The sequence below is a fragment of the Saccharococcus thermophilus genome (genome assembly GCF_011761475.1).
Classification (GTDB): domain Bacteria; phylum Bacillota; class Bacilli; order Bacillales; family Anoxybacillaceae; genus Saccharococcus; species Saccharococcus thermophilus.
Genome location: NZ_JAASRS010000001.1, coordinates 2,336,389 through 2,349,207, shown reverse-complemented (window position 1 = coordinate 2,349,207; position 12,819 = coordinate 2,336,389). Strand labels below are relative to the sequence as shown.

Sequence of the window (12,819 nt, the reverse complement as noted above, 5' to 3'; positions counted from 1 at the left end):
TTGGTTTCTGAATATTTGTGTCCGTTCTACACTCCTTTTTTTCATCATACCCTAATGCGTAAAGATATTGTTTTAAACTCTCTTCAACACATGATATGATGAGCAAAATAAATGACTCCTCATTTCCTTCCACCATTGCTTTTTCTAATGCTTCGTAGTAATCTAGACGGGAATCAGTTTTTACAATAGCTGGCGGGTAACCATGTTGCATCAGGATAAGGTTCATAACCAATCGAGCTGTTCTACCGTTCCCGTCTGCAAACGGATGGATAGATACTAACTGAAAATGAAAGCGTGCTGCTAATTCCACAGGATGGAGGACAGCTTTATTCTTTTCATACCACTCCAACAATTGATTCATTTTTTCTTGAACATGCAGAAAATGCACGGGCTGATGCACACTACCAGAGATCCGAACATTATAACTTCTGTATCGTCCAGCGTTTCCGTCGTTGATACCTTTTAATACCAAATAATGAAGTTGTTTGATTACAGACTCAGTCAAAGGTTCTTGTTTAGCAACCAATTCCTCCACAAAATCAATCGCTTCCGCATGGTTGACTGCTTCTAAATGCTCGTTAAGTTTCTTTCCTCCGATGGTAATTCTCTCTTCGACTACCACTTTTGTTTCTAACAGACTCAATGTATTCCCTTCTATAGCGTTCGAATGATAAATCCATTCAATCCGAAAAAAATCCCTTAAATTTTTTACTAGTCCTGCAGGTAATGGGCGATGAGCATCTAATTTTTCTTTTAACTGATCTACTGTATCAAACATCGTTATGTTTTCTCCTTTTTACATTTATTTATTATTTTACATTATCGATTAGCTACTTTAAAAGTGACGAGGAAAAAGGGGAACAATGAATATGTATCGAAAAGATATTATACGTATGGAGGTGTGCCATATGTCGAAGCTAATCCCGAGACGGGAAGGACAAAAATTAACATATAAAAGTATGGAAAAACTTCCAGAAAAAATAGAACTGATTAATGGAAACCTCTCTTTTACGGAAAATGAGAAAAAAGCTTTATTGTTAGCGCTTCTTACAAACACGGGGTTAGAGTTTCTAATTAACGTGTTGCCAGAGCAATCATTGTTGGCACTTAAAAATTTAATTTGTGCGACGAATGAAACAAAAAATGATAAAAGTGTTGAAAAGATGGTGAAAAGAGTGTCGAAAGTAAGAGTGCCCGAGATTTCATTATCTCCTCATACCGAAAGATTAATGAAGCAAAATCAGGATGTTATTGAGTTTTTGCAGAGTTTGAAAGGGAAGCATTTTTTATAGACAGCATTTTTTGGTTTGAAACAACTTTCAGGAAACATAAAACCTTTATATATGGGAGAAAATTTTTTCTCAGGTGTACCACTTCTCTCTGGAAGAGGATGTATCCCCAAGATATTTCTCATGGGAAGAAAGCTAATCTAGGGAAGGGGAGATTTTCCTTAGAAAGAACATTTCTCTCGGAAAGAAGGATCCTATGACAAAAATAAATGTTCTTCCCATGGGAGGAAAGCCACATCTCCAGTTAGTATGCCACATCAGGGAAGAACCACACTTCTAATGAGGAACAAGGATTTGTTAGAAGGTAATTTTCATTGGACTAGAATGACTGTTTTTGTCAATTATATAAAAACGTTTTCAAATGTGTCGGTGTTTTTGCTTTAATCACTCTCATTTAAAATAGGTATTCGGATTTTATGTTTAAGTAAGTATAGAAAAATGCATAAAAATAACTTGGTCTTCTTATTGACTAACGGACAGTTTATTTAGATAAATTCAACTAAAAAATTCATCATATGAGTAGGTCTGGCTCTTTGGAGCACTTTTTTCTCATCCAATGCTATACACTTCCAAATTCAAAAACACCAAGCTTCCAACATGTTGAAAAATCAAGTTTGACTTATATAGGTAGGGGAGAAAATAGTGAATATTGGTGCAGGATTACTCTTATTACCAATTGCAGCTTTAAGTTTAGTCATTGGAATCATACTGCTAAAGATCGAGAAAAAAGTTGTTGGTACAGGAATAATCATTGCAGGATTATTAATAACAGCATTAATTGTATTATTGTTAACAGGATTATATGACCCTTATTCGAGTCATATAAGGTAAAACATTATTGTGTTGATGAGTGCATTAGTTCAAGAAAATTTTTATTAACACAATAAATTCGAATGTCATTCCACCATATAATCCGAAGAACCTTTAAGGAAATGCATTATTAACATGTATGAAAAACATGTGTATAAAATGTACAAAAAAGACTATGCAAAAATGCAAAGTTTATTTCTACCAAGCCATTAATAATTTTCCGATTCGTTTATGGGAAGAGTACATCAAACATTTAATTGATCAACAACAATGCAATATTTCGCCTAAAATTCATGAATTTGATTAATAAACTATATGATAATTGTCATAATGTTTATTAATAAATTTAGTAGATATTGTGCAAATGATAAGAAAAATGTATGAATTTTATCATCAGCTTTCATAATTAATAAGAACACAGCACTTGGTAAATAAAGCGAAAACCAAGTGCTTTTTTATTTGTTTGCAGTTATGAATGCATGTCGAAAAATCTATAATGCAATGTAACAAATAAAAACAGGATTCATTTGTTGAAGTCTGTCGAAAGGAAAAACATTCAAGAAGGGGAGAAATGGGAAATGAGTAGAGATAAGCAGATCGGTGAGAATTTTGCAGCTTTAATGAGACACTACCGAGCTAAGAGTGGGCTCACTTTAGCAGAACTTTCCGAAATGACGGATATCTCTATTTCTTATCTTAGCCGCATTGAGAAAGCGGAAAGATTATGCATATCTGTACAAGTTATGACTGAAATAGTGAAGGCGCTAAACATTCCCAACGATCAAGTTTTAGAAGTGTTAGGATTGAAGGATGGAGAAACATATGAAAGGTGTGAGGAAAACAAGTGAATACATCACTGTTTGAAAAGAGGCAGAAATTATTTAGGTCTGCCTCTTTGTTTTTAATGAAAAAGATACAGAGAAAAATTTCCGAAAACTATATTTTTCGGAATACCACTTATTTATTTATCAATTATTTGATAAGATGATAGTGAAATAATAAGTAAGAACTACAGAGGGATAAAGAGCGATAAGAAGAAAATTGACTTTACCAAAAATTGAATCGAAACTTTTAGAAGCATGTGACGTATTAAGGGGGAACGGATACCTTCTGAATACAAAGAATATATTTTTTGAATGCTCTTTTTGAATGAGCTTCTGATCAATTGGATTATGAACGTATGATATTACGTCAAGACTTTCTGCACAAAACAACTATTATTACCGAATCAGTGAGAAAAATAGATATACCTTTTTTAATGTCTGAACAAGCTCTCTAATTAGACATACAGAAGAAAGATGTTGATTGTAAGCTCAATAAAGCTTTACAAGATGTTTTAAAAATAGATTGTTTATCAAATAAATAAGCATAATGTGATATAACTTATATAATTCTTTGTTAATAACTTATTGTAGAATAAGAATTAGTTATTATTTAATGATAGGAGGTAAATGATGAGTCTGAATTTTGACGAGATGACCAAAGAAGAATTAATAAATTATATAAAGAAATTAAAACGAGAACACAAGTACGGTTTGGTTTGGGAAGAAAAACAAGAAGATTTGGATGAATTATTAAAGGATAATTATCCTATTTTGGAAAATGTTTCTTCAAAAGATATTCTTGACTATGATGGGCAACCCAATCTATTTATTGAAGGAGAGAATCTCCATGCATTGGAGCTATTATATATTACCCATAAAGGTAGTATTGATGTGATTTATATTGATCCACCTTATAACACCAAAAATAAAGATTTTAAATATAACGATAAATTTGTAGATATAGATGATAGTTATAGACATTCAAAGTGGATTTCATTTATGCACAGACGCTTAAAAATAGCAAGGAAACTCTTGAAAAAAGATGGGGTAATATTCATTAGTATTGATGATAATGAGGTTTCACAACTTAAGTTGCTTTGTGACGAAATCTTTGATGAGAAAAATTTTTTGGGAATGTTTACATGGGTACGAAAAAAGAAAGGCAGTTTCCTCTCAGAAAGTGTAAGAAAAATGACAGAATATATTTTATGCTATAGAGCTGATAAGGATGCAAAAATTAAATTTTACGGCGAGAAAGCTTACGATAATAAATGGCAACCATTATTAAAAAGGACAAATAGTTTAAAAACATTAGAGCTGAAAGGAAATGTAGTGGAAGCTACGATACCTGATGGTATCTATAAAAAGGGGGAATATGGTAAAGGGGGGACAATGGTAAGACTTGAAAATGATATAGAAATAAAGAACGGAAAAGTAATCACGCCTTTTAAAGTTACTGGAAGATATGTATGGACACAAGAGAAACTAGACAACGAGTTAAAAATGGGAACCCGAATAGCAATAAACTCATTAGGATTTGGTTTTAATGTTTTTAGATGGGATCAATCATTCAAAATAAAACCTCCTTCCACCCTTATAAATGAGGATGTTGGTGTAGGAACTAATGAGGATGCTAATGAAGAAATAAAAACAATATTTAACATAAGCACTGGAGATAATGATTTATTTACCTATGCAAAACCTGTTAGCTTAATTAAGTATTTGATTAAAATGGCTACATATAGCAAAAAAGATGCATTAATACTTGATTTTTTTGCAGGTAGTGGAACTACAGGACAAGCGGTATTGGAATTAAATGAAGAAGATGGAGGAAATAGGAGATTTATTTTAGTAACCAATAATGAAGTAGATGAGAAAACTGAAAGAAAACTAAAAAAAATGGGAATTGAAAAAGGAAGCGAAGAGTTTGAATCATACGGTGTTTGTAGGAGAGTTACTTATCCAAGGATTAGGAAGATAATTAAAGGCTTTTATGTTAATAAGAAGACAAAAGAAATCTTAGATGAGGAAAAACTAACTGTCACCAAACTGAAAAATATTGATGTAATTTTGCAAAGAATGGAAAAAATCAAAAACGAGAAAGCAAACGAATTTTCTAAAATTAAATACGAGCTTAAAAATGATATTTTGAAGTTAATTGGCGAAAATGAAGAAGGTGCTTTTATTAAGGGCTACAAAGTTAACTTAAAATATTACCAAACTTCTCTTCTTCCTAAAAATAAAAATAAAGATCAAATGGCACTTCAAATGGCTAAGGTAGTAGATGATTTGCTATGTATAAAAGAAGATTGTTACGAATTAGTAAAAACACATGAATCCTATAGAATTTATAAACAAGGTAATAAGAAAATTATGGGTGTATACTCAGATTTTCTTAATACAAATATTGATGCTTTCATAGAGGATGTAAACTCGTTAGAAAGTCACGAAAAAATTATATATCTCACATTTCGCACCCTAACAAGGTCAAAACAAAGGATTTTTTATTTAGTTTTTCAGAATAACTTTTTGACCAACACAACGAGCGATGGCAATCCTTTTTTTACCATCGCTGGTCGTTCCGTATCACGTTACACGTAGATGCTCTCATCCATGCCCAATCCCTGCAGAATCCTTCGCTGATCAGGGGTAAGGGAGCGATCCAGTGAGCGTTGGATGCGCCCATCCGGCAGCTTGAACAGGACGACGTTCACATATTGAAACAGCTGAAAAATCGCCTGTCCCGTCGGCCGGGTCAGCTTGCGGCCTCCAGGACCCTTCAACGGGTGTTCTGGAGTAATAAACTGACGCACTCGGCGCTGAAAAACGCGGTAAATAGCCAAGGCCAACAGAAACAAATAGCCTAATACTGCGACCCGTTCTGGTTTTTTGACGTAAATCTCATCCGTGAAAAACGGATCTTTCAAAAAAGCGAAGTTCATTTCCACCGAGATCTGCCCTTTATACAGCTTCAAGATCTCTTGGGCATCCATGGGTTGGCCCTTCCATTCCTTCGGAACGGTCGTGACAAGGACAAACCGGGACGCTTTCCGTCTCGCCTGTTCCCACGCGTCTTGGTCGAATTCGACGTCAAGGTGCAAGAAATACAGCGTCTCCACCTCGGGTTCCGCCCCTTTTTTCGGCCGTCCGCGCCGTTTTTTCAGGCGTACGATCTCTTCGACCGCGGCCTCAACCCGATGAAACCGGGGGCGAAGGGACGCCTTGAGGGACGCCAAGGCTTGTTCGGCATCTTCCCGGCAGGAGAAGGGGTGACGCTCCCAACGGGCTTGTTCCTCGCGAAGAAGCTCCGCTTCTTTGGTTCGTTCTTTTTCAAGCGTCTTTCCTTTTCGCTGGTCGAGCGCGCTCGATTCAACAACGATCAGCCGAACGGGGTGGCCTTCATACGTCGAGGCCGTTTCCCATACCCGGTACGTGGCGCCGTTTCTCTCCGCCAACGTAAAGGGATCGCTCCACGTCGTGTCCTCAGCATCCGCTTCGGCCAGCGCGGTTTTCACGATCCGGAGCGACGAAGGGCCTCTGGTGATCAAAAAGGCGTTGGCCGCTTTGGTTTGCGCCAGGGTCTCTTTCGTCATCGCGGCGGAATCGGCCACGTAAATCCATTCGTCTTCGATTTTGGCCTGCTTCAGCTGTTCATGGACACGAGACAGCACCTCGGGATTCCATGTTTTATCGGGCAGGTTGCCATCGTGCACATCGCCGTAAAACGGGATGCCGTCCTCGTTGCCGACCAGTCCGAAACCGATCTGTTTTTGCCAACGATGATGGCGGTTGTAGCCATGTGTGATTTGTAAGGCCTCTAACGAGGCCGATTCATACGCGCCGTAAACGGTCTTGTCCGTCGTATCGGCGTGGAAGGCTCGGAGGGAAAGGCCTTCTTTTCGATAAATATGAATCAAGCAAGTGCTGATGACGTTGTGAATGCCAGCCTCATACAGGCGATCGAGATGACGGGCCAACGCATCGTCGTTCAACCAGGAAGGATGGAGATCGGGACGGATGAGTTTCTCACAATCGACCTCCTGAGCCCAATGTTCCAAGTGAACAAGGGCTTGCCGGCCGTCAAACACATTGTAGAGGATGGCCTGAACGGCATCGCTGACTCGCGTTTGGCACTGCGGATCGACGGGCACGAGATGGTCAATCAATTGAGGCAGACCCAGTTTCTTGAATAGGGCACTTATTATATTCAAATAAGAATTGCGATAGACCTTTTTGACTTGAACGTTCATAAGTGAAAAACTCCTTTACGTTCCTTGTGTGTCAAGGATTCATTCGACATCGGAACGAAAAAATCCTCCCGATTTTCGTCGAGAGGGTGCGAAATGTGAGATATATAGTTTCAGTTTTACAGATGGTGTTGACAGTAGTATCTTTAACAAGTTAGGAAAAGAAACAAAAATAGAAGCAATACCTATGAAAATATTGGAAATGTTCGATGATTTGAGAAAACGTGGGTGATGCTATGTTGATAAAAGATGTATGGTATCAAAATGTTGCGGTGAATGAATTATTAAGCTATACAAAGCAACTTTTGAATAACGGGGAAAAGAATTCACTAATTATATTTAAAGCACCTACGGGATCTGGCAAGACCGTTATGGCAGCAAAATTTATTAAAAAATGTTTAAAAGAATTAGAGGGCGATTATTGTTTTATTTGGATCAGTATAGGTAAAGGTGATTTACATCTCCAATCTAAAGCTAAGCTTGAAAAGATTTTTCAAGGATACCCTATGGTGTCGTTGTTAGAGAAAGATTATTTTGGATGGAAAAAGGAAATTGATAATAAAGAAATAGTTGTTGTTAATTGGGAGAAAATTAGAGATAAAGATAGTGAAACAGACGAGTGGGCAAATATTCTAATGAGAGATGGAGAAAAGTTAAATTTTCGAGATGTACTTGCTAATACCCGTGAAACAGGTAGAAAGATTATTTTAATTATCGATGAGAGCCACATTGGTAAGGGGACTACAAGAACTGAAGAAATAAAAAAAGAAGTGAATCCTGACATTATATTAGAGATGAGTGCTACTCCTAAAATACCTTCTGGTTTTAAGGAACATGTGGCTAATGGAAAAGCAGGTTATGTAGAAGTCGATATTAAAGATGTCATTGATGCGGGAATGATTAAGAAAAAATTAGTTGTAAATGAGGGTCTAAACAAACGAGATGATATGGTAATGGATTTGGAATTATTAGAACTTGCTTTTGCGAAGAGAAATGAGCTTAAAAAAGCTCTGGAGCAAGAGGATAGTGATGTAAATCCACTTGTTATTATCCAATTGCCAAACAGCGAAGAAGGGAACATAAAAAAGGAATTTGTTATACAATCATTAAGAGAGAAAGGTATAACAATCGAAAACAGAAAGCTTGCAATATGGCTATCGGATGAGGAAGACAAAGTTAATCTTGAGACGATAACCAGTAACACAGATACTGTAGAGTTCTTGCTATTTAAGCAGGCGATTGATACAGGTTGGGATTGTCCAAGAGCATCGATTTTACTTAAGTATAGAGAGACATCTTCAGAAACATTTGAGAGACAAACTTTGGGTAGAATTTTAAGAATGCCAGAGCAAAAACACTATGAAAATGACGTTTTGAATAAAGCGTATGTTTATACTGACTACATCGGTAGTGTTTTGAACATTATAGACGAAGATTTTGATTTTCCTGATGAAAATATAAACGATATACCTTTGATTGCAAAAGGGTATGAAAACATAACATTAGTTACTCAAAAAATAAAACGTAAGAAAAAAGATGTTGTTAAGGAAGCGTTAGTTAAAGCTTTTAATGAAATCATAAATGAAAAAGGATTAGTAAAGTTAGATTATTCGTTAAATAAAGAATTACTCAAAATCAATGATGATTTAAGTCAATTGACAGAAAAAATCATTGCCCAAATAGAAATCGAAACTGAGGACATATTACAAAAAGAACAAATTAAGGGAACTGAAGTAGAGTTTCAGTTAGATGATTTTCGAACACAAAGACTATTTGATAAGTTATTGAAGAAACATTCTAATGCGATTGGAAATGACAAGAATTATATGTTCAATCTATTGAAGGAAAATATTTATTCCCTAATTGCATACTACGTTACTGACATTTACAAACTAAGAAATATGCTTATAGACGCCCAAAGAATTTTCATCCTTAATTATGAAAGTGTATTTAGTAAACTTATTTCAGACGTGTTAGCCAAATACAAGGAATTAAAAGAAGATGACCAAATCGAAACTACCTTTGGTGAACCGTTTATTTACACAATACCTGAACGAGATAACGTAAATAGTATTACATATGAGAAGGTAGATATTGGAAAATATTTTTATTCAGAATGTTACTTAGAAAAAGGAAGATCCAAGCCCGAAAGAAGTTTCGAAAAATATCTAAAAAATAATCTTAATATTATTAGGTATTGGGTGAAGAATGGCGATAATGGCAGTAAATATTTCTCGATTCCTTACCAAATAAAAGGTAAATATAGCGATTTCTATCCTGACTATATTGTTGTGTTTGAAGATGGACGAATAGGTTTGTTTGAAACAAAAGATAAATTAGATGATTCCCAACAAACAAAAGCAAAAGCAGAGGCGTTATACGAATATATACATTCGGTAAATTCAAAGGGTGATGTAGAATTGGTTGGTGGAATAGTAGCAAATTTTGGAACGGAAGAGATTCCTTATTTAAAAATTAACCGAAATAAAAATTATTCAACAAAACAAAATGAGTGGGATGATTTGGATAATGTTTTCATGGTGTAAAAAATATCTGTTTTAGATATGAGCCTAAATATTCAAGAAAATGTTTTATTAGCACTTCGTTGTAATAGGCGAAGTGCTTTTTTTATGATTATATCTTCGTTTGCTTAATTGATAAAAATTTTAAAGGAGATGGAATCACGATTATATTTGAAAATTATGAATTAGAATTGAAAACAACGAGCTTCTATGATGTATATGATAAAAGTTGATCTTCAAAATCAGTCATGAACAATAGACAAGCTTATGGAAATCGTAAAGGGAAGTGTAAAAACGTGCTATCATTGTGTGATCCTGATAAAGAGTGTTTTTGCTCACATAAAATTGAGCGACTTTGCTCATGAAAACGTGAGCCACTCCATTTCCATCGAAAAACACCGTCTTGATATGGAGTGAGAGGCATGATAGGCTTGTTGCCTATCGAAACACTTTGATGTTTCGCCTTTCGAGTGAAATCATGCCTCTGGAGGCTCCATGTCAAGACACCCCAGATTTACCATTTGCCAATTTCGAAGTGGCTCACAAGGATGTAATCGGAGTGGCTCAAAATTCAATTATCAAATACAAAAGAGAGCTACCTTCTCTAAAATATCCTTATAAGGGGTTATGAGGACATTAGAAACCAAAATGAATAGCCTTACAACAGTTTACACATATGATGTGACTGCTAAATAAAACTGGTTCTTACGCATATTTGGTGAAACATCGGTACCGTCAAGAATTTTGTGTAATATAATGGGGGTAGGGTTTCTCTGAAATGGATTTGGAATGAATAGGGAACTAGTTTCCTCCACACAGGAGACTGAATATTCAGTCTCCTGTGTGGAAAGGGAGAATCCCCCTATTTTGTTTATTTACAGTATTTGGTTAATGATAACGTTCTTCAAACATTCGCTCGAGGGCTTCCTGTGCTTCGGCAAATCCTCGCAACTTTCGCCCTGCCCATTTCTCATTAAAATCTTGAATGGTCAAATATACGATTTTTTCAGCGGCTTCTAAACTATTCAAACTGTTCATCGGCTTTAGACGTTTCCGAATCTCCTTGATCGTTCGTTCAATGGCATTCGTCGTGTAAATCACACTTCGAATACTGCTTGGATAATCCATAAATGTAAGGAGGACATCCAACTCATTGGCCCAAGATTGAACTTCTCTCGGATACTTGCTTGACCATTTCGACTCAAACTGTTGAAACATCTGTAACGCCATCTCCTTATTCGGCGCGCGATAAATCAGCCTGAGATCCTCGGCCACTTCAAATTGGTCTTTTTTCCGAACACGATGGAGCGTGTTACGGACTTTGTGAACGACACAACGCTGCACATCGGCTTTCGGATAAACCGCCTTAAAGGCTTCCTCCAACCCTGGTAGTCCATCGAATATGCCCAGAAGCACTTCCTTGGCGCCTCTTTGGTAGAGGTGTTGAAGAATTTCCTGCCATACATAGGCGCTTTCTTGTCCTCCCACAAAGAAATCAAGAATTTCGCGATATCCTTCTTCGTTCACCCCTAACACCACATAAATGACTTCTTTCTCCACGGTTTCGCGACGAAGTTTTACGTATAAACCATCCAAATATAAGACGGAATAACGCTTGTGCAGTGGACGAGTGTGCCATTTCTCGATGTCTTCCTTCACGACATCGGTAATACGGCTGATCGTCGCAGGAGAATAGGTGCTTCCTAGAATTCGTTCGATAAACTTGCCAATTTCCCGTGTACTCATGCCACTTTGGTACATCCTAATGATTGCTTCCTCCAGCCAGCCGGTGTGCCGTTGGTAAGGGGCAAACAACTGTGTTTGAAATTCTCCGTTTCGGTCTCTAGGGACCAAAAGACCTTCAATCCGGCCATATTGCGTATCTAGATTTCGTTGATAGTAGCCGTTTCTCATATTTGATGTTCCGGCCTGTTCTATTTCGAGGAAATTCTTGATTTCTTCCCGCATGATCAGTTCTAATTTTTCCTTTACAAACTGACGAATGACACTTTCCAGTTGATTTGCCCAGTCGACATTCGGTATACTTTTAGACATAGGTAGGGTTCTCCTTTCTCTGGAATGTTTGGGTTCAATCAGAGAATACCCTACCTTTTTTATTTTGATCTAGTAAAATGCTTTACACAAAATTTTATACATCATCGAAACATCGAATTATAGTTTAAATTATTGAATTATTGTTTGTCTCTTATTGTTAGTGGTAATCAAAAAATATACAGTTTGGCAATTAAGCATATGCATCTATTTCTGTATAATTATAACTTGATATGGAGTGGCGGTCGTGATAGGCTCTCCTGTCTGCAAAACGATATGGCTTGCTCTTTTGCGTAGAATCATGACCGCAGAGACTCCATGTCAAGTAACGTGGTGTATGAGTTAATATTCAGTCAAATGGATACTCTTATTTGCCATTTGGTACATTTTTTAATTGCCAAAAAAACATCTTATTATTATCCGAAACTAAATCTTTGACAATTCCATTCATTATTTATTACGAACATTTTTTGAACTATCACCTAAAGAACATAAGGACTATAAAACTGAACAGAATTCGATTGATAAAAGTGAACAGTTTTTTATCAGTTAGAAGTTAGAAATGGGCGCTTTGTATGGAGTGGTGTACACAATAGCCTCGTTTCATACGGTTAACTCTTATTGTTTTCCTCTTTTTCGTAAAAATCTTGTACGCAGAGGCTTCATGTTAAGTGATAATGATTTACGCTGAAATTTCTAGAAAAGTGTTCAATTTTATTTAGCGAAAACTGTTAAATTCCTATCACCAAGATTGCATAAGAACAAAATTTTCTTTGTCGATTACACAGGAGTTGATTCATTTTAAGTACAATGACCACAGCGAGAGTTTTTATAAAATGTTATACTCGCTATGCCCGACTGGAAACAAAGTAAAGCGATTTTAGGTGAAGAGATCTTTAGGGATTTATTGTTGCGTAAAAAATGAGTGGACGGATTAATCAAAATCGCAAAAGGTAGCTTCCAGCTTATAGTAGGAGAACTGTCTTTTAATTACATAAGACGGTGTTGCAAGAACAAAGTAAGTACTTGAATTTATACATAAGGATAAGATATAGCAATATACATTAAATACCGA

Annotated in this window: 7 protein-coding genes and 1 pseudogene; 5 read left to right on the top strand and 3 right to left on the bottom strand. The window is 36.2% G+C overall.

Features of this window, described 5'->3' with window-relative positions:
* Positions 1-40: 40 nt before the first annotated feature.
* Positions 41-778: pseudogene (locus BDD39_RS12140) on the bottom strand (Fic family protein); the annotation flags it as partial.
* A gap of 130 nt (positions 779-908) precedes the next feature.
* Between BDD39_RS12140 and BDD39_RS12135 the strand changes: the two are divergent.
* The 4 genes from BDD39_RS12135 (at position 909) to BDD39_RS12120 (ending at position 5,524) form a co-directional block, all read left to right on the top strand.
* Positions 909-1,292 (top strand): type II toxin-antitoxin system SpoIISB family antitoxin, encoded by a 384-nt coding sequence (locus BDD39_RS12135; protein WP_166911003.1) that lies wholly within the window; start codon positions 909-911, stop codon positions 1,290-1,292.
* A 639-nt stretch (positions 1,293-1,931) separates the two neighbouring features.
* A complete protein-coding gene (locus BDD39_RS12130; RefSeq protein ID WP_166911001.1) occupies positions 1,932-2,120 on the top strand; it encodes a hypothetical protein in 189 nt (62 codons plus the stop codon).
* Between the two features lie 557 nt (positions 2,121-2,677).
* Positions 2,678-2,947 carry a helix-turn-helix domain-containing protein gene (locus BDD39_RS12125; RefSeq protein ID WP_166910999.1) on the top strand — a complete coding sequence of 90 codons (270 nt, stop codon included), beginning with the start codon at positions 2,678-2,680 and terminating at the stop codon, positions 2,945-2,947.
* A gap of 606 nt (positions 2,948-3,553) precedes the next feature.
* Positions 3,554-5,524, top strand: a complete 1,971-nt coding sequence (locus tag BDD39_RS12120; RefSeq protein ID WP_166910997.1) for a site-specific DNA-methyltransferase — start codon at positions 3,554-3,556, stop codon at positions 5,522-5,524.
* Here BDD39_RS12120 and BDD39_RS12115 read toward each other — a convergent pair.
* Entirely contained in the window at positions 5,515-7,173 is a 1,659-nt protein-coding gene (locus tag BDD39_RS12115) for an IS1634 family transposase (RefSeq protein ID WP_015863777.1), read from the bottom strand. The genes BDD39_RS12120 and BDD39_RS12115 overlap by 10 nt on opposite strands.
* 233 nt (positions 7,174-7,406) lie before the next feature.
* On the opposite strand from BDD39_RS12115, the gene BDD39_RS12110 reads away from it, so the two are divergent.
* Positions 7,407-9,716 carry a DEAD/DEAH box helicase gene (locus BDD39_RS12110; RefSeq protein WP_208404390.1) on the top strand — a complete coding sequence of 770 codons (2,310 nt, stop codon included), beginning with the start codon at positions 7,407-7,409 and terminating at the stop codon, positions 9,714-9,716.
* An 864-nt stretch (positions 9,717-10,580) separates the two neighbouring features.
* Here BDD39_RS12110 and BDD39_RS12105 read toward each other — a convergent pair.
* Positions 10,581-11,747, bottom strand: coding sequence for an IS256 family transposase (locus BDD39_RS12105; RefSeq protein WP_166907797.1), 1,167 nt, complete (start codon positions 11,745-11,747; stop codon positions 10,581-10,583).
* Positions 11,748-12,819: the final 1,072 nt, after the last annotated feature.

What these genes read in the sequence shown, in the direction of transcription:
- BDD39_RS12135 (WP_166911003.1), top strand. Translation starts at nt 909, where the DNA reads ATGTCGAAGCTAATCCCGAGACGGGAAGGACAAAAATTAACATATAAA.
- BDD39_RS12125 (WP_166910999.1), top strand. Translation starts at nt 2,678, where the DNA reads ATGAGTAGAGATAAGCAGATCGGTGAGAATTTTGCAGCTTTAATGAGA.
- BDD39_RS12120 (WP_166910997.1), top strand. Translation starts at nt 3,554, where the DNA reads ATGAGTCTGAATTTTGACGAGATGACCAAAGAAGAATTAATAAATTAT.
- BDD39_RS12115 (WP_015863777.1), bottom strand. Translation starts at nt 7,173, where the DNA reads ATGAACGTTCAAGTCAAAAAGGTCTATCGCAATTCTTATTTGAATATA.
- BDD39_RS12110 (WP_208404390.1), top strand. Translation starts at nt 7,407, where the DNA reads ATGTTGATAAAAGATGTATGGTATCAAAATGTTGCGGTGAATGAATTA.
- BDD39_RS12105 (WP_166907797.1), bottom strand. Translation starts at nt 11,747, where the DNA reads ATGTCTAAAAGTATACCGAATGTCGACTGGGCAAATCAACTGGAAAGT.